General features: G+C 25.2%; 17 protein-coding genes. 9 read left to right on the top strand and 8 right to left on the bottom strand.

What is annotated here, in order from left to right; genetic code table 11:
* Positions 1-2 precede the first annotated feature (2 nt).
* The 5 genes from ACKU4C_RS08160 to fliW all read right to left on the bottom strand — a co-directional run bounded on the left by ACKU4C_RS08160 (position 3) and on the right by fliW (position 4,924).
* Entirely contained in the window at positions 3-1,466 is a 1,464-nt protein-coding gene (locus tag ACKU4C_RS08160; RefSeq protein WP_321311261.1) for a peptidylprolyl isomerase, read from the bottom strand.
* 68 nt (positions 1,467-1,534) lie between these two features.
* Positions 1,535-3,832, bottom strand: coding sequence for an AAA family ATPase (locus tag ACKU4C_RS08165; protein ID WP_321311263.1), 2,298 nt, complete (start codon positions 3,830-3,832; stop codon positions 1,535-1,537).
* Positions 3,832-4,185, bottom strand: coding sequence for a hypothetical protein (locus tag ACKU4C_RS08170; RefSeq protein ID WP_321311265.1), 354 nt, complete (start codon positions 4,183-4,185; stop codon positions 3,832-3,834). Before ACKU4C_RS08170 ends, ACKU4C_RS08165 begins: the two co-directional genes overlap by 1 nt.
* A 1-nt stretch (position 4,186) precedes the next feature.
* Positions 4,187-4,534 (bottom strand): arsenate reductase (glutaredoxin), encoded by a 348-nt coding sequence (gene arsC / locus ACKU4C_RS08175; RefSeq protein WP_321311267.1) that lies wholly within the window; start codon positions 4,532-4,534, stop codon positions 4,187-4,189.
* A 15-nt stretch (positions 4,535-4,549) separates the two neighbouring features.
* The gene (gene fliW, locus ACKU4C_RS08180) at positions 4,550-4,924 is read right to left on the bottom strand and encodes a flagellar assembly protein FliW (protein ID WP_321311269.1); all 375 of its coding nucleotides are present in this window, start codon (positions 4,922-4,924) and stop codon (positions 4,550-4,552) included.
* Between the two features lie 94 nt (positions 4,925-5,018).
* Here fliW and ACKU4C_RS08185 point away from each other — a divergent pair, with 94 nt between their 5' ends.
* From ACKU4C_RS08185 to mrdA, 4 genes are all read left to right on the top strand, one after another.
* Positions 5,019-7,106, top strand: coding sequence for a hypothetical protein (locus ACKU4C_RS08185; protein ID WP_321311271.1), 2,088 nt, complete (start codon positions 5,019-5,021; stop codon positions 7,104-7,106).
* 1 nt (position 7,107) lies between these two features.
* A complete protein-coding gene (locus ACKU4C_RS08190; protein WP_321311273.1) occupies positions 7,108-7,407 on the top strand; it encodes an EscU/YscU/HrcU family type III secretion system export apparatus switch protein in 300 nt (99 codons plus the stop codon).
* Between the two features lie 176 nt (positions 7,408-7,583).
* Positions 7,584-7,904, top strand: a complete 321-nt coding sequence (locus ACKU4C_RS08195; protein WP_321311275.1) for a hypothetical protein — start codon at positions 7,584-7,586, stop codon at positions 7,902-7,904.
* On the top strand, positions 7,901-9,673 hold the full coding sequence (gene mrdA, locus ACKU4C_RS08200) for a penicillin-binding protein 2 (RefSeq protein ID WP_321311277.1): 1,773 nt from the start codon (positions 7,901-7,903) through the stop codon (positions 9,671-9,673). Before ACKU4C_RS08195 ends, mrdA begins: the two co-directional genes overlap by 4 nt.
* Here the strand turns inward: mrdA and ACKU4C_RS08205 are convergent.
* Entirely contained in the window at positions 9,670-10,542 is an 873-nt protein-coding gene (locus ACKU4C_RS08205; RefSeq protein WP_321311279.1) for a nucleoside recognition domain-containing protein, read from the bottom strand. The genes mrdA and ACKU4C_RS08205 overlap by 4 nt on opposite strands.
* Positions 10,543-10,624: 82 nt before the next feature.
* On the opposite strand from ACKU4C_RS08205, the gene fliP reads away from it, so the two are divergent.
* Together fliP and ACKU4C_RS08215 are read left to right on the top strand one after the other, a co-directional pair.
* Complete coding sequence (fliP, locus tag ACKU4C_RS08210; protein WP_321311281.1) at positions 10,625-11,356, top strand: flagellar type III secretion system pore protein FliP; 732 nt, start codon at positions 10,625-10,627, stop codon at positions 11,354-11,356.
* 86 nt (positions 11,357-11,442) lie between these two features.
* Positions 11,443-11,946 carry a hypothetical protein gene (locus ACKU4C_RS08215; RefSeq protein WP_321311283.1) on the top strand — a complete coding sequence of 168 codons (504 nt, stop codon included), beginning with the start codon at positions 11,443-11,445 and terminating at the stop codon, positions 11,944-11,946.
* Between the two features lie 138 nt (positions 11,947-12,084).
* Here ACKU4C_RS08215 and ACKU4C_RS08220 read toward each other — a convergent pair whose 3' ends face one another.
* Entirely contained in the window at positions 12,085-12,264 is a 180-nt protein-coding gene (locus ACKU4C_RS08220; protein ID WP_321311285.1) for a DUF6726 family protein, read from the bottom strand.
* Between the two features lie 140 nt (positions 12,265-12,404).
* On the opposite strand from ACKU4C_RS08220, the gene ACKU4C_RS08225 reads away from it, so the two are divergent.
* Together ACKU4C_RS08225 and ACKU4C_RS08230 are read left to right on the top strand one after the other, a co-directional pair.
* Complete coding sequence (locus tag ACKU4C_RS08225; RefSeq protein ID WP_321311287.1) at positions 12,405-14,270, top strand: DUF4214 domain-containing protein; 1,866 nt, start codon at positions 12,405-12,407, stop codon at positions 14,268-14,270.
* 38 nt (positions 14,271-14,308) lie between these two features.
* The gene (locus ACKU4C_RS08230) at positions 14,309-16,513 is read left to right on the top strand and encodes a DUF4214 domain-containing protein (protein WP_321311289.1); all 2,205 of its coding nucleotides are present in this window, start codon (positions 14,309-14,311) and stop codon (positions 16,511-16,513) included.
* Between the two features lie 312 nt (positions 16,514-16,825).
* Here the strand turns inward: ACKU4C_RS08230 and ACKU4C_RS08235 are convergent, their stop codons facing one another.
* A complete protein-coding gene (locus tag ACKU4C_RS08235) occupies positions 16,826-17,176 on the bottom strand; it encodes a cupin domain-containing protein (protein ID WP_321311291.1) in 351 nt (116 codons plus the stop codon).
* Positions 17,177-17,419: 243 nt separating this feature from the next.
* Between ACKU4C_RS08235 and ACKU4C_RS08240 the strand changes: the two genes are divergently transcribed.
* Positions 17,420-18,769, top strand: coding sequence for a TolC family protein (locus ACKU4C_RS08240; RefSeq protein ID WP_321311293.1), 1,350 nt, complete (start codon positions 17,420-17,422; stop codon positions 18,767-18,769).
* Positions 18,770-18,771: the final 2 nt, after the last annotated feature.

Raw genomic sequence — 18,771 nt, forward strand, 5'->3', positions numbered from 1 at the left:
AATTACTCCTCAAAATTTATTGAAGATTGCACTTCATATCTATTCTCTAAATTTTTTACTAAATTATTCATCAACTCTTGATTTAATAGATTATCCATTGTACTTTTAACTGCTTCATCTTTAGTTTCATCATATGAAGCTAATTTTGAATCATTAATTCTATAAAGTACAATTTTATCTGCAAGAGTTATTTTACCAGTTTTTTCAGTACTTGAAAAAAGTTTATTTAAAAATGTTAAAGCATCATTTGCATTAAGACCTTCAATTTTATTAAATGAATTTCTTGAAACAAAACCTACATGAGTTCCTTTAAAATCTTTTAATTTATTTGTTGCAAGCTTTTCAAGTTCAATTCCTTTAGTAACTTTTACATAATCAACTTTCGCCATATCTTTAGCATCTTCAAAAGATAAGGTTTTTGGAGAAATTTTATTTACAACTTTTACAACAAGATATTTACCATTATATATAAATGGTTTTAAAACATCTCCAGGAACTGCATTTAAGATTTCTGCATTGTTTTCTTCACCATAAGGTAAGTTTGCTTCAACCATTTCTATAGTTTGTTCAAACTTCTCTTCATCTTTTTTAAGTTTTAAATAATGTTTTAAAGCAACTCTTTTTGTAGCTTTTTCATTTAAAGCATTAATAACATCTTCTTTTGCTTCTTCTAAAGTTTTAAGTTTTCCATCTTCTTTAGTAAAGTCAGTTTTAAATTTGTTATAATGACTAGAAATCTCATCATCAGTAAAACTTTTTGTAGTTAAGGCTATCTCATCAATTTGTAACTTAACTGCTGGCTGTGATTTATAATTATCTTTATTAGCTTCCCAGTAGTTTTTAATCTTTTCTTCTGTAGTTTCAATCTTAACATCATCTAAACTTAATATTTCAATATTTATATCATCTTCAGAGAACAAAAGCTTATTTAAGTTTTTTATCTCATTTTTCTGAGATTCAATACTAAATATCTTTTCCACTTTTTTTAATAATAAATCTCTTTTTAATGAAGTTTCAAATTTTGTTGGATTTGTTCTATTTTGATTTAAAACTTTTATATATGTATCTTTATCAAATTTACCATCTTTTATAAATCCAGGAATCTTAACAAGTTCTTTTGCAACCTCTTCATCTGTCACAGACAGACCTAATTCATCAGCAAAAGATAAAATAAGATTTTTTTGAATCACCATATTGTATGCAACTTGTTTTAAATTTAATTTATCAGCCATCTCTTGATTAAACTGTTCACCAAAGATTTTTGCATATTGATCATATAAAGACGAATACTCTCTTTGATATTCATCAACACTTACTTCTCTGTCTCCAACAACAGCTACAGTTCCACCTTTTGAACCATAGTCATAAGAGCCCCAGCCAACAAAACCTGCTCCTACAAATGCTATTGTACTTATCCAAATAGTAATTACAAGCCATTTTTTATGTCTTTGCATCCAACTTATCATAAATTATAACCCTTTTTTAAATTTCGCCTATATTACTCAAAAGTTGCTTTTAAAGAGGTAAAGAGAAACTATAATTTTTTTGATAATAGGTCATTTATTACAGACTCACGCCTTGTAGTTTCAATTCTTTTACACGCACTTTTAAAGGCATCCTCTTCTCCAACAATAAAACACATATCTTTTGCTCTTGTAATTGCTGTATATAATAACTTAGTATTATGCATTATATAATGGGAAAAACTCATAGGGATTAAAGCATTTTCATACTCCATACCTTGTGTTTTATGGATAGTTAAACAATATGCCAAAGATAATAAAGAACTTAAATCATCAAAATCATAAAATACTACCATATCATCATTTGGATATAAAACTATACATTGGTTTTCTTCAAAATCTAGTTTGATGATAAGCCCTAATTGTCCATTAAATACTCTTTTTTCCAAGTATTCTGTTGAATTAGCTTTGTACATTTGCATAGTTTGGGCTTTCATATTTTCATTTTTAATATGAATAACTTTATCACTCATCTTAAACTCATATAGTTTTGTTTTGTAAGCTTTTCCTTTAGAATGATTAAAAAGTGTTTGAAGTTGCATATTCAAATTTTCAACACCTAAAGGACCAGCTTTCATAGGTGTAATAACTTGAAAAAGAGTTAATGCTTTAGAAATATCTTTTTGTTTTATATAATCATAATATTTTTGTATATAATGTGTTGAGATATTTAATACTGTATTTAATATATTTTCACTAATCTGAGCTCTTACATTTGAAAATTCTGTTTGTTTTAAACTATTTTTTACTGCATAATAATTATTTATAGAAACATTAATAAATTTAAAATCATCATACTCTTTAGAATATTCTGGAATATTTCCTTGTCTAATATCGTTTGCTATTACTGCAATTGCTTGGTTTTCACTTTGTCTATATATTTTTGTTAATTTACAAATAGGTGCTAACTCATATTTTATAGCATCAGCTAAAATATTCCCTGCACCAATTGCAGGTAATTGCCCATCATCTCCAACGATTATAAACACAGCATCATCTGAAATCTTTTTTATAAGATTATAAAACATCACTGAATTTACCATAGAAGCTTCATCTAAAAGTATAACTCTATGGGGGAAAAACTCTTTATCTTCAAATTTTACAAAAAGTGATTGGATAGTTGAACTATTATAACCTGTTGTATCAGAGATTCTTTGGCTTGCAATACCACTTAATGCAATGGTAATAATATCATCATAAGAAACCACTTCTTCAAGCAATTCTAAAACCGCCCTACTTGATGTAGATTTACCTGTTCCTGCATAACCTATTAAAAAAAGTGTATTACTTCCTTCATTTATAATCTCTACAGCTTTTTTTTGTTCTTCACTTAATTCAAAGCCTAAACTTGACTCTTTCTTTTTTATATATTCATCAAAATTTGCAACTATTTTTTTATTTTTTTCATCTTTTCGTCTTTGAAAAAATTCTAATATTCTACGCTCTGCATAATATAATATAGAAGGAGCTAATCTATTCTCTTTAGTTTGAAATATCTCCTCCTCAACTAACATTTTAGTTATTGAGTTTTCATATAAAATATCTTCATCTCTAAAGTTTAAAGCTTCATCTAAAAGTTTATATAAATGTGACTTATCAATTGAAGAGTTTCCATTATTATCACAAAATTCTCTTAAAGTATAATTTATACAAGCATTTATTCTAAACTCAGATTTAGGGTCAATTCCTAATGCTTTTGCTATTTCATCTGCTCTTTTAAATCCTATACCTTTAATATTTATAAGCATATATGGATTTTTTTTAATTTTATCTATTAAATCATCAACTTCACTAAAATGAGAATATATTTTATTTATAAGATTTGAAGTAACTCCAAATTTTGAAAGAAAAGTTCCTAACTCTCTTAAATGTTTAAATTTATTCCATGAAGAGACTATCTTGTCAAGTTTTTTTTCTTTTATCCCTTTAAACTTTAGGAGTTCTCCAGGTTTTTCATTTAAAATCTTAACTAATTCATCTTCAGAGTACTCTTCTAACAACTCATGAGCAAACTTTTTTCCTATACCTTTTACTATTTTTGTTAAAAAGAAAAATATCTCTGCTTCTTTTAACTCTAAAGTTTGAAATTGAAATTGAACACCATATTTTTTATGGGTAGTCCAATCACCTTTTAAAAGAATCTCTTCTCCTAGCAGTTTTTCAATATCAGTATCAAAATAAGTTCCACATATTTTTTGATTGTTTTCTAAGATTGCAATTACATATTTTGTTTCATCATTTTTATAAAGAACCTTTTTTAATATACCACTTAGATTAAAAAGTTTTTCTTGCTCTTGGTCATTTTCCATTAATAACCATCATCAAATTTAGATTTTTTATGTTTATCTTTTCTATAAGAGTTTTTATTTTTCTCTTTTTGTAAAAGATTTGCATCTTTTAAAAGTGTAGATCTTTCATCCTCAAAAGTTTCAGTATGATGTTCTATATAATGTAGTGTTTTATTAATAAAAGCTATCAATTCAGTTAAATATTTTGAATTTAATTCAATTGATTTTACTCTTTTAATATCTTCGTAATTTTTAAGTGTTCTTTCTTTAAATAGCTCTTTATCAAAATTTTCAAGTTTTAATAAAGAAACTGTTCTTGTAAAAAACTTTTCTAAAACTCTAATATATCTTATTCTTAATTGCTTATCATGCATACTAAAGTATCTTATCTATATTTTCTAATGGTCTAGCAATAACAGCTTTGTTATCTTTTATTATAATAGGTCTTTCTATTAATTTTGGATTTTCAATCATCGCAGTAATTAAAACTTCATCTGATTTTGCATCTTTTAAATTTAACTCTTTATAAATATCCTCTTTTGTTCTCATTAGCTCTCTTGGAGTGATATTTAACATCTCTATTATTTTTATTAGTTCCTCTTTTGATGGAGTATCAACTAAATATTTAACAACATTTAACTCTAATCCTTTCTCTTCTAAATATGCTAAAGCATTTCTAGATTTCGAACATCTAGGATTATGTAAAATAGTTATTTTGCTCATTAAAAACCTTTAAAATTAAAATTTTGGTAAAATATTGTTTAGACTTTCTAGTCCTAATTCTTCTAAATTAAGATGAATCTGTCCCATTTTATGAGATCTGTTATTTATGACTATTGGAGAAAAAATATTCATTGAAGATTCTGAAACTTGAGATTGTAATACAAATATATAAAAAATAGATAATTCTTCCAAATTTTGAATATCAAGTTTTTCCTTAAAATCATCAGGAAATTCAAAAGCCAATGATTTTAATGCCCCAAAACTCATAAGTCTTAAAGTCACCCCTGTTTCCATTCCAGTGATTACAGAAAAAAAATCATCTAATTTTGTTAATTCAAATTCTGTTTCTTCTTTACATCCATCAATGGGTACTACTACTTCATAAACCATAAGACCCCTTTATAAAATTGAGTGATTTTACAAAAAATAGAATTTGTTGTCAATTAATAATCCATTATTTTATGTTATACTCTAAAGTATGATAGTGTCAAGTAACAATAACTTATTAAATATATTATTGCCAAATGAAAATAAAGTTTTAAAAGATGTATTGAAAGATGCTGATGCAAAAACCTTAGAAAGCCTAAATAAAGGCACAACTACTGTCGGTGATATATTAAAAAACCTTTTTACTGACTTAAAAACTGGAGATAAGAATCTCTCAACTATTGAGAATTTATTAAAAAATTCAAATATTTTTAAAGATTTAGGAAATTTCTCAAAAAATATAAATAATCTACTAAAACAATTGGATGACCCCTCTTTACAAAAATATAAACCATTATTAGAAAACTTTTTAAAAGATATTATAAATTTAGATTCAAATAGCTTAAAAGAGTTAATAAATAGGTCCGGAGTTTTTTTAGAAGCTAAAGCTTTAGAACAAACTAAAGGGAATACAAATATACCAAAAAACTTGGAAACACTCTTAAATCAAATAAAAAATGTATTAAAAGATATTCCGACTTTAGAAAGTAAAAACTTATCAAATCTAATTGATAAAATGTTGCAAAACAATTCTACAAATAATACAGTTCAACAGTTAGGAAATGATTTAAAAACTTTAATCAATGGATTGCAACAACTTTCAAAAGGATTAAACAATTCTCAATTAACAAATCTATTAACATTAACAAACAATTTAAAAAATATATCTTTAGATGGTCAATTAATTGAATCAAAACTAGAAAATTTTAAACCTACCAGTCAAAATACAACCACACAAGTAAATCAAAATATAAACTCTAATCAAAATTTGCCAAATACACAAAATACAAATACCAATCAGAATTTAGCAAGCTTAGAGAATACTAACACTAATCAAACACTTTTACAAAATAAAGAGAACATATTATCTAAAACCCTTGATACACTTTTTCAATTAAGAAGTGAAATTCAATCAAATAATAATATACAAAATAAAGAAAGCTTGTTAAAACAGATTGATACACTTATTCAAACAAAAGATTTATTTACAAAAGACACCTCACAAATTGAAGTAAAAAACTTACTAAACCAACTTACAGCTCAAATAGACAATAAAAACCTTACAAATATAAACGGAAACATTGAAAAACTTGTAGGGATGTTAAAAAATCAAAGTGATGAGATAACAAATTTAGAAAATAAAGTTTTACAAAATCAAAATATACAAGTTGAAAAAGCAACTCTTACCAAAGATATTCAACAAACTATTTTAAACTTAAGAAATGAACTTTCTAATATTCCTAATAGTGATAATAAAGCTATTAATCAAATAATTGATAGATTATTAAATATTCAAAATATATTTTCAAAAATTGAAATTCCTATTGATGTAAAAAATACTATGCAAAATAATTTGCCAAACAATTTTCAAAGTAATTTTGCCTCAAATATAAATAACTTGATAGTAAATTTAAAAGAGAGTATTGTTAATCTTTCATCAAATCCAGAAAGTCTAAATCTTCACAACACTATTTTTAAAAATATAGAAAAATTAGAGAGTATAAGTCATAATATTTTACAACAAATGCAATTACCTGATAAAAATCTTTCTCAGAATAACTTGCAAAATGATATAAAAACTGTACTTTTACAAATGCAAACTGAATTGCAAACTAAAAGCGATGCAAGTTCACAAGAGCTATTAAAAAATGTTGATAGATTAATTACACAAGTTGAATATCATCAACTATTATCAATAACATCAAATAGCAATAATGTCTATCTTCCTTTTATTTGGGATATGTTAGATGATGGAACAATCTCTATGAAAAAAATAAATGAAGATAAATTTTTCTGTGAGATAAATTTGTCACTTAAAGAGTTAGGACAAACACAATTACTTTTAGCTTTATATGACAAAAATAAAATTGATATAACTGTTTATGTCTCAAAAGAGTATTTTAAAAAAACTTTTAGAGAAAATTTAACAAAATTAAAACAAGCTTTAAATTCAGTAAATTTAGTACCCACAAATATAAATATTATAGATATGAAAAAAGATAAAGAGCAAGAGAATCAAAAAGTCAACTCTAATCCATATGCTCAAAATCAAGATTTAGATACTGGATTTAATATTAGGGTTTAATATGCAAAAAGATAATTTAAAAAAAGCTGTTGCACTTGGTTATGATATAGAAACAGACAATGCTCCTAAAGTTGTAGCAAAAGGTACTGGAAGTGTAGCAAAAAATATAATCAAAATTGCACAAGAGAATGAAGTTCCTATTAAAAAAGATGAAGATTTAATTGAACTATTGTCTGCAATTGATATTGATAAAGAGATTCCTGATTCAATGTATAAAGCAGTATCTGAAATATTTGCTTTTATATACGATTTAACAAAAATTGAAAGAAAAAAAAGAGAAGAAAACTTCAAAGGATATTGATACTTTTATAAGTACAATTATAATATAATCCAAAGAAAAATAAGAACTGGCACTAAATGAAAATCAACAATCTTGATAATCCTTTTTTCATAGTAACATTTTGTATATTTGCAATAATAAGTAATATAATATCATCAATTTATTTTTTTCCTATATTATTTTTAGGAATCTTGTTTATGTCTTTTTTTGTTTGTTTAAAAAGAAGATATAACTACTCACTTATGTTTGTTATCATTACATTTTGTTTTATTGAGTTAAATAATGGATTTAAGATATTTTCTTTATCTTTATTAGCCACATTTGTATATGTATTTATTGCTCCATATATAAAAAGAACATTAAGTTTCACTTCATTAAATTCATATATTTATATGGGAGTATTCTATTTAGGTGTTTATATTATGTGGTCATTAAATAATGACTTGACTCCACAAATAAATTACACTTTATTGGTAAACTTGGTTATTGATTTCATAATATTCGGGGTATTTATTTGAAAAGATTAAACTTAATATTTATAATAATTTTTATCATATTAATAACACTTCTTTCTAGAGTTTATTTTTTAAGTATTAAATCAAACACTTATTATGAAGAGTTATCAAAAAGAAACTATATAAAAAAAATCTACAAAGTTCCAAATAGAGGAATTATAAAAGATAGAAATGGCGTACCTTTAGCTATGAATAAATTGGGCTTTTCAATAAATATTAGACCCCATTTAAGATCTTACAAGAAAAAACATATTTTAGACGACTTAGTTAATTTAATAAATGAAAATTTTCCTAAATATTCAAAAGATAGTTTATATAAAGAGTATAAAAAGTTAGATTCTAACTATAAGCATGATTTTGTAAAAATTGTTGAGTTTATTCCTTATGAAGAATTTTTTGATAAATATACCTTATTTAATTCAAATGATGACATCGAAATAAAATCAGAAGTAAAAAGAGTATATCCTGAAGGGAAAAATGCTTCACATATAATTGGATATGTAGGAAGAGCTTCAAAAATAGACATACAAAATAACGAATTTTCAAAACATAGTGGAATAATTGGTAAGAATGGTCTAGAAAAATACTATAACAAAGAATTACAAGGAAAACTTGGAGAAAAAACTGTTAAAGTTAATGCTTTAAACAAAGAAGTTGAAGTATTAGATGAAAAAGATCCTTCATCAGATAATGATTTAACTATTTCTATTGATATTGAACTTCAAAAATATATTCAAGAAATATTTGGAAATGATAGTGGGGCAATAATTGTAATGGATGCAAGAAATGGTGAGATATTATCTGCCGGCTCATATCCTGAATTTGATAATAATATTTTTGTTGATGGTATTTCAATTGATGCCTGGAATAAAATGAAAAATGATTTTAATCATCCTTTTACAAACAAACTAATAAACGGTCTTTATCCTCCAGGTTCAGTTATAAAAATGGGAATTGCACTTTCTTTTTTAGATAATGGAATAAAACCTGATTACGAAATCTATGACAGTGGTTTTATACAAATAGGAAATAGAAAATTTAGAGATTGGAAACCTACAGGTCATGGAAAAGTAGGATTTGTAAAAGCGATAAAAGAGAGTTGCGATACCTTCTTTTATAAAGGAAGTCTACTTGTAGGGATCAATAAAATTTCTAAGTCTTTAAGAAACTATGGAATAGGAGAAGAAACTGGAATTGATTTAGTAAATGAATTTTATGCTACAAATCCTAATAAAGATTGGAAAGAAAAAAAATATAATCAACCTTGGTATATAGGTGATACAATTAATGCTTCAATTGGTCAAGGCTATATGACTGTAACACCAATGCAAATTGCAAGATACACAGCATTTTTAGCGACAGGGAAACTTCCAAGACCACATTTTTCAAAATTAAACTATGAAGAACCTAAAGAGATTGAATACAACAAAAATTATATGAAAATTATAAGACAAGGGATGTATGAAGTAACAAATAAACCAAAAGGTACAGCATATTACCATGTAAGAGAATCAAAAGTCACTTTAGCAGGTAAAACTGGTACTGCACAAGTAGTTACTATCCCTCAATCTGAAAAAGTAAGAATGAAAGAGAGTGAATTAAAATATTATCATAGGTCTCATGCTTGGATTACAACTTATGGACCATATAAAAATCCACAATATGTAGTAACTGTCTTAGTAGAGCATGGTGGACACGGAGGAAGTGCCGCAGGTCATGTAGTCAGTAAGATATATAATAAATTAGAAGAGTTAGGTTATATTAAAAACTAAATAACTCTTCTATCATATAATTTCAATAAAATTAAACTAAAAATAATCGCAGCAATGATTCTAAATATAACTATAACATATAGATTTGCATTAAAAATCACAAAAAGTAAAGTATCTTCAATAATAGCATGACAAATCATCAAAAATGTACCAATAAAAAAGATATCTCTTTTTGTAAGACTACTACTTTTAGCTTCTTTGATTAAAATCCCTGCACCATAGGTTATTCCTAATATTACACCAACAAAAATTGAAAAATTTCTTGATAAATTTTTCTCAAACTTTTTAATAAATGGCCTACTTTTAATATAATCCATAAATAAGATAATTAAAGATATCAGAATAATTATTTCAATAGTTAGCTTTATTGAATCTACAAAAGATGACATTAAAACATCTAATAAGTTTATATATTCTTTTTTTTCAACTATAACATTTGAAACAATACCATTAAATAATTCATTTGGTAAAAACGTAACTAGAAAAGCAACAATAACACCACTAATAAGTCTTAATAAAATCGAATAACCATTTGGCAATCCAATCTTTTTCATAACAGCAGTTTCAACAATTAAAGAATGACAAATACCTAAAAACACAGCTAAAATTGTCCACTCTTTCGGGGTTAGATCCAATGGAGCAGCAAAAGCAATTGCTGCATATAGATTCAAAAAAATTCCACTTAAAATACTAAGTGCTGCTTCTTTAGGTAAATCTAAAAATGATGTTAAGGGTTCCACTAGAAATGAAATATAAGACAAAATATTGTAATAATATAAGACTTCGGCAAATATATAAATTGGTATAACTAATTTTATGATAATCCAAGCACTCTTAAGTGAAGAGTTTAAACTTTGTTTATAATCCATTATATTCCTTAAAAAAAGCGGAATTATAGCATATTAATATTATTTTTGATATTATTCATCCAAGTTTATCTAAGGACTGTAATTGAAAATATTCATTACTTTATTAATTTTTACAATCTCATTATTTGCAGCAGAAGAACAAGTGCCAATAATTAACCTTTCAGTAGCTGCTTTAGAAGAACCTGCACAATTTGTAAAAACAATTAATATAGCTATAATACTTGTACTTTTAGTACTTGCCCCTACCCTTCTTTTAATGATTACTAGTTTTACAAGACTAATAATTGTATTTTCATTATTAAGGCAAGCGATGGGATTACAAACTACACCTCCAAATCAAATAATTATCTCTTTGTCTCTTATACTTACAATTTTTATTATGGAACCTTATGCAAAAAAATCTTGGGATGATGCGATAAAACCCTATATGGATGAAACTATAGGATATGAAGTTGCTTTTGAAAGAGGAGTTAAACCCTTTAAAGAGTTTATGATAAAAAATACAAGAGAAAAAGATTTAGCACTTTTTTATAGAATAAAAAATGAAGAAAACCCTAAAAATATTGATGCAGTACCATTAACTTTATTGATGCCTGCATTTGTCGTAAGTGAATTAAAAACTGCCTTTGAGATTGGATTTTTAATCTTTTTACCCTTTCTAGTTATTGATATTATTGTAGCTTCTATTCTTATGTCTTTGGGTATGATGATGCTTCCACCTGTTATGATATCCTTACCTATTAAAATCATATTTTTTATTGTGATTGATGGTTGGGCGTTGATTATAGGAAATCTGGCCCAGTCCTTTAAATAATTTAACAATATTTTTATAATAAATTAATATATTTTTTTATTTAAATTTGATATAATACAACTTGATTATATTAATCAAGGAATGAAATGAAAAAACATATATTATCTTTAACTATATTTATACTATTAATCATTTTTTCTGGTTGTAGTAACTCTAAGTTTAATGTGAATTATAATGAAAAAAATCATACCACTTCTATTCTATTAGATGATAAAGTTTATATATTAAAAGATACAAACGAGATAAAAGAAAGATATGGTAAATTAGTCAGTATTCCTAAAAAAGCAAATAGTTCATTTGTCTCATATAGTTCAAATGATGAGGATTGTAAAGTTATTCAATATAGAGTTTTTCCAGACTTAACAGCAAAAAAAGCATTTTATTTAACATCTGTTGATGATGATATTAAAAGATATTATAAAAACTGCTCATTTGAAACAATAAATAATATTAAATTCTATAAGTGTAAAGGACTTAGAATAATAACAAAAGATAAATATGGGATTCATGGTATAGTTCAAAAAAAATATATATATATAGAAAATGAAAAATGTTTCAATAAATTAAAAAATTTATTGAAACATAAATGATATAATTACATTTAAAATTGCTGTTACTATTGTATCTACTTTTTGAATAACTACTTTTCCATCTACAAAATGCTATATTATAAATTTTGTATACTTTTATTTTTATTTTATTTATTTAAAATATAAAATTAACTATATCTAAAAGGGTATAGCTGTATCAATACTATTTCCTGTTGTAGATATTGTATCTCCAACTACATCAGGTGCAACAACATTGACTACAGCACCAGTAACTCTAAATGGAAGAGCAATAGTGTCTCCAACGACACAACCATTAAAAATTATCAATACTAATATCATAAAAATATATTTTATCACAAATTATTCCTTGTATTTTTACAATTTTACAAAATTTATTTTTAATTTTCCTTCAAATTAATAAAATAAGATATTTTATAATTATATTATAATGAAAAATAATATATAATTATAAAATATTATTATTGGAGAAAAGAAAAATGAAAAAAATTATAATAATGTTTCTAATGATACTTACTGTCAATACAGAAATTTTTGCAGAACAAACTGCAGAACAATTTATTGAAAGACTTTATCAAAATGTTCTAAATAGAGCGTCAGACAATGATGGTTTATCTTATTGGCTAGAAAGATTACAATCAGAATCAGGAGCAAATGTTGCATCAGGATTTTTAAATTCGCAAGAATTAGAAAACATGAATTTAAGTAACTCAGAATATTTAGAGATTCTTTATTCAACATTATTTGATAGAGAAGCAGATCAAAATGGAATTCTTTATTGGTTAAATATAATGGATAATGGAATGTCAAGAGAAAGAATTCAACAAGGATTTTATAACTCACAAGAATTTTCAAATCTTGCAGATAGCTTTGGTATTACAGCTATTAGAGAACAAGATCAACTTGAAGATGTAGAAGATTTTGTAACAAGATTTTATAATTTAGTATTGGGGAGAAACCCAGATGCTGCAGGACTTATAGATTGGATAAACCAACTTAATAGTGGTATAAGATCTGGAGCAGATGTAGCTAATGGTTTTTTTAATTCCCCAGAATTTGTAAATAGAAACCTTTCTAATGAAAACTTTGTTAATATTTTATATAATACATTTTTTAATAGATCTCCAGATACAGCTGGATATCAAAATTGGGTTGATCAATTAAATAATGGTGAAACTAGACAAAATATAATTGATGGTTTTAGTAATTCTCAAGAATTTGAAAATTTAGCGAATGAATATGGTATATCTGCAACACTTGAAACAGGAAATCTTTTAGGAAACGTACAAGATTATGAAAATAGAACACCTTTATCTAATATAAATATATCATTATATGACACAAATTCAAATTTAGTTGATTCAACTACTACTGATACAAATGGTTTTTATTATTTTCAAAATTTAAGAGGAGGAAACTATACTATTAATTTTTCAAGTGATGACTATCTAGATGCAATCGGAAACTTTGATATTCTTCCTAATACAAATAATGTATTTTCTCAAGTATTAATGCCTGAAAATAATGCACAATTTTCTCAAGGTTCTATATCAGGTTATATAATAGATGCATTTTCAGGGAATAACTTAACAAATGTATTTATTACAGTCTATTCAGGATTAAATACCACAGAAGGAACTCCTATAAGAACTATTTCTTCGTATGATGGGTATTATACATTAGATGGACTAGAAGCAGGATACTATACTATCACTTTATCAAAAGACAATTATTTATCAAGTTCATATTCTTTCACAATTGGTGGAAATAATCAAATACAAGAAAGAGACTTTACCATATCTCCTATTTTGGCTCATAATGAGATAAGAATTATTCTAACATGGGGAGCATCTCCATATGACCTCGATTCTCATACAGCATATCTTGAAAATGGACAAAGAATTTATCACAATTATTATAGTAATAAAGAGGAAGGAAATCAAAATAATAATTATATTACACTCGATAGAGATGATATGTCATCTTATGGTCCAGAAACAACAACTGTTACAAATATGTCTTTAAATGGACAGTATAAATATTATGTACATGATTATAGTAATAGATATTCTAACGATTCAACTTTTTTAGCAAATTCAGGAGCTTCTGTAAAAGTATATTTTGGTAACAGATCTTATACTTTTAATGTTCCTACATATAGAGGAAACACATGGAAGGTTTTTGAAATAAATAATGGAATTTTAAGCCAATGTAATAATTCTAATTGTGTATTTAATACATCTACTAATGGTTCATCTATTGAATTTGGAGCAAGAAGTTTAGTAAAACATGATACAATTACGTCGGAAGAGTTTTTATTGTTTGAAAATCTTCCTTTAAAATAAATTTTAAAAAATTAGACTAATTTTAAATAAGGAAAATAATGAATAAAATAATTTTATTAATATTTTTATCTGTATTATGTTTTGCTAATGAACCTTTTACTAAGTTAATAAAAAGTGAAGAAAATAAAATATTTGTAAAATTCAACACATCAATAATAAATAAAAATACTAGTAAAATAAATTTATTTGTAGATTCAAATACTGAGCTTACATTTATTATAACAAAATTTGAAAAAAGAATAAATGGATTTAAATTAGTTGCCAATAATAATAATAAAAATTCATTAATTTTAACTTCAAAAAATAATTTTATCTTTGGTAACATTATATACAACAATAAAAAATACTCTATATTACCACATAAAGATTTATTTCAAATAGTAGAAAACAATGATTCAAAAGTTATAAAAAATGATACTAATGGTATAAGTAATCCTAATAAGCTTAAATCATTTTTAACTTCTCTACCAATAAAAAAAGATTTATTAAATAATAACTCAGAAGAACTAGTCACTATAGATTTATTAATACTATATACTCAAGAAATGTTAAACTATTATGGAAATTCACTTCCAGCACTAATTCAGAATTTCGTTGATATAGGGAATGAGGTATTAGAAAACTCATTAGTAAATGCAAAATTAAACTTAATAAAAACAGAATTATATGAAAATACACAAGCAAATGAAAATTATAATATAGATACAGCTTTAAATCAAATTACATACGATAAAAATGTGAATGCTTTAAAAAGATTATATAACGCTGACATGATATCTTTAATGAGAAGATATGATGGATATAGTTCTACATGTGGACTAGGATATGTATTAGACGAATTAAGTATTTTTAGTGCAATGTTTTCATACACTGTAGTAGAAGTTAAAAGTAGTAGTGAAAATGGTTATTATTGTAGTGATACAACACTAATTCATGAGTTAGGCCATAATTTTGGTTGCGCACATGATAGAGATCATGCTTCTATACATGGTTTGTTTTCTTATTCTTATGGATATGACCAACCTCATGAATTTGCAACTATAATGAGTTATGATTCTCCAACAATAAATTATTTTTCAAATCCTAATATTTTATATAATGGAAACTATATTGGGATAGAAGAAGGTTTTTCAAATTCTGCAGACTGTTCTAAAACGATTAGAAATTCTAAATCAATTATAAGTAATCATAATTTGTCAGAAGTATTAGAAGATGGTGATACTGCTATAAATAATATATTAAATGGTACTTTAAGTGATGAATATGATAGAGATTCTTTTTTATTTTTATTAAAAGGTACAATAAATTTTGATTTTAATTATTCTAATTACTATTTAAATATTTATGATGAAAATCAAATTTTAATTTATTCTAGCTATAGAGATTTTTCATTAGACTTAAATGAAGGTAAATATTATTTAGTTCTTTCTTCATTTTCAGATAGTAATGGCTATTTTTTTAGTGATAATGAATATAATTATACTATTTCTTTAACATCTAATGATCCTTCAAATATTTATTCTATTGTAGCTCAACAAAAAGCTTTTATAGAACGATTCTACCAAAACATCCTAAATAGAAGCGCAGATACAGGAGGAATGAACACCTGGTTAGATGTAATCCAAAATCAAAGTGCCGCAAAAGTAGCCCTAGGATTTTTCCAATCACAAGAATTTATAAACCTAGGACTCTCAAATGAAGAATTCGTAGATATACTGTACCAAACACTTTTTGATAGAGTAGCAGATAGTGGAGGAAGAGATATTTGGTTAAATCAATTAAATAATGGTACTAGTAGAATAGAAGTAATATACGGATTTCTAAATGCTCAAGAATTTAAAAACCTAGCAGATAGTTTTGGAGTAACACAAATAAGAGATATAGATCAAATAACAGAAGTACCAGGATATGTAAATAGATTCTATAACTTAGTGTTAAATAGAAGCGCAGATGAAGTAGGATTTAATGATTGGGTAAGTCAATTAAGAGCAGGGACAAAAGCAGGAGGAGATATAGCAAAAGGGTTTTTTAATTCCCAAGAGTATATCCAAAGAGGATTAGATGATTCAACATTCTTAGATATATGCTATAGAGCATTTTTTAATAGAGAGGCAGATGCAGGAGGTAAAAATAGTTGGTTGTCACAAATAGCACAAGGTGCAACAACTGATGATATTTTAAATGGCTTTATTGGTTCTCAGGAGTTTATTCAACTTGCTGCTTCTTATGGAATTGAGCCTTAAGTAACACAAAATCAATTCTCTTATTACAGGAATAATATATTATTAGAAATTTACATCATAATTTACTTTAATGAAAAAACTATTAAAAAATAATATAGTAAAACTTATAACATAATAAAAATATGATCTAAAAATTTGACTTTTTATATGATAATATTCCTATTAATTTAACAAAAAAGAAAATGATATTTTATATCTATTATCTAAGCTTCTAAATAAAGATATCTAATATATTTTCTTTAATTCACAATGGGAAAAGAAGCGAACTCCTTAATTAAATAAAAAATTATAAAATTTAGATATATCTTAAAATCAGTCTAAGAACTCTATCTCATCCTCTTTTGTGGTAATCATACACAAAAATTCATAGTCTTGCCCATAACAGGCCTCATAAAAATGTTCTACTCCTGCAGGAATATATAAAAAGTCTCCTTTTTTTGCATGATACTCTTTATCGCCTATTAAAACCTTTGCTTCCCCACTTAATACAAACTGTTGATGTTGAATTTTATTTTTGTGATTTGGCATAAATCCACCATCAGATAAAACTATTTTTCTTACTATAAAATCCTTATCCTCTTTTGGAGTAAGTACTGATATATTTGCACCTTTTGTTTTTGGTATTTCAGTTGATGTAAAATTATCTGAACAATTGCAATACATATAAATCCTTTAAATAAATTGCATTATTATATCTTTTTTTATAAAATAGACTAATAGAAAAATGGGTAATAAATGGAAAATATCATAAACGAAATAATATCTTTTAGTGTAATAGTTTTTGTAGTGTTACTTTTAGCATACTTAACTAAAAAAAAGGAAGATAATTTAGATTAATAATTCTTTTATTAGAAAAATTAAATATTTTTTTGTATAATCCCATACAAAAAGACGATAGGATGGGCAATGTATAAAGTTATCTTATATTTATTATTAGTAAATACTTATCTATTTTCACAAAGTGTAAACTATAAAAAAGTGATTAATTTAACACTTGAGAATAATCTAAAATTAAAAGAACAAGAATTAAATATTAAAAAATCTACTTTAGATATTGAAAATGTAAAATCTTACTCTTATGGAAAATTAGAATTAAAGCATGAAATGAGTAGAACCAACCATTCAGGATATGTATTTAATAATAAACTTTCTTCAAGAGAAGCTACTTTTAATGATTTTGGTGCATCTGAATTTACAGGAATATCTGCTTTAAATGTTGAACCAAAGAACCTAAATTATCCAGAGGTAAGAAATAATTTTAATACAAAAATAACTTTTGAATTACCAATCTTTACAGGTTTTAAATTACAAAATCAAGAAGATATGATGAAAATTGCAAAAAAGGCTCAACAGTTAAAACTAAATCTTGATAAAAAATCATTAGAATTTGAAGTTCTAAAAGCTTATAATGCTGCTGTTGTTGCAAAAGAGTTTATAAAAGCTACAAAAAAAGCTAGAGAATCTGTTAAACTTTTTGTTACTTCTGCAAATGAATTTTATAAAGAGGGATTGGTAACTAAAATTGATACTAAACAAGCAAGAGTACATGAATTAAATGTTCAAAGTAAATTAACAGAAGCTCAAAATAAATTTAATATAGCCCTTGCTTATCTAAAGTTTTTAACTTCACAAGATAATATTACAGATGTAGAAAATTTAGAGATGATAAAAGCAAAAGAATTTAACTTTCAATCACTTTACAAAGAAGCTGTAGAAAAAAGAGATGATTTAAAAATGTTAAAACAACAAGAAAAAAGTATGCAAAAAAATGTTGAAGTTTCTAACTCTTCTTATTATCCAAATGTATATTCATATTTAGAATATGGGTTTAATGATGACAAAATAACATTCGATAATGAAAAAGACTACTATATGGGTATGTTAGGAATAAAATTTACTCTTTTTGATAATACTAGGAATATTCAAAAACAAAAAAGTCAAATAATGTTAAATAAAACTGCATTAAATTTAAATCAATTAAAAGATGCAATTAAACTAGAAGTTGAAAAGACATTATTAAATCTTGAAGCAAAAAGAAAAGCTTTTAAAGAGAAACAAGAAGCTAAAGAACTTGCTTTTGAAGTTTTAGAACAATCAAAACTGATGTATAAAAACCAGTTAATACCAATGACTGAACTTCTAAAACAAGAAGCAATCTACAGAGAAAATGAAGCATCATTAATTATGGCAAATTATGAATTATCACTAGCACTTGCAAGAATAAATCTTGTTTCAGGTCAAAGTTTGAGAAAATAAAG

Origin of the sequence: Halarcobacter sp. (genome assembly GCF_963676935.1) — a bacterium.
Classification (GTDB): domain Bacteria; phylum Campylobacterota; class Campylobacteria; order Campylobacterales; family Arcobacteraceae; genus Halarcobacter.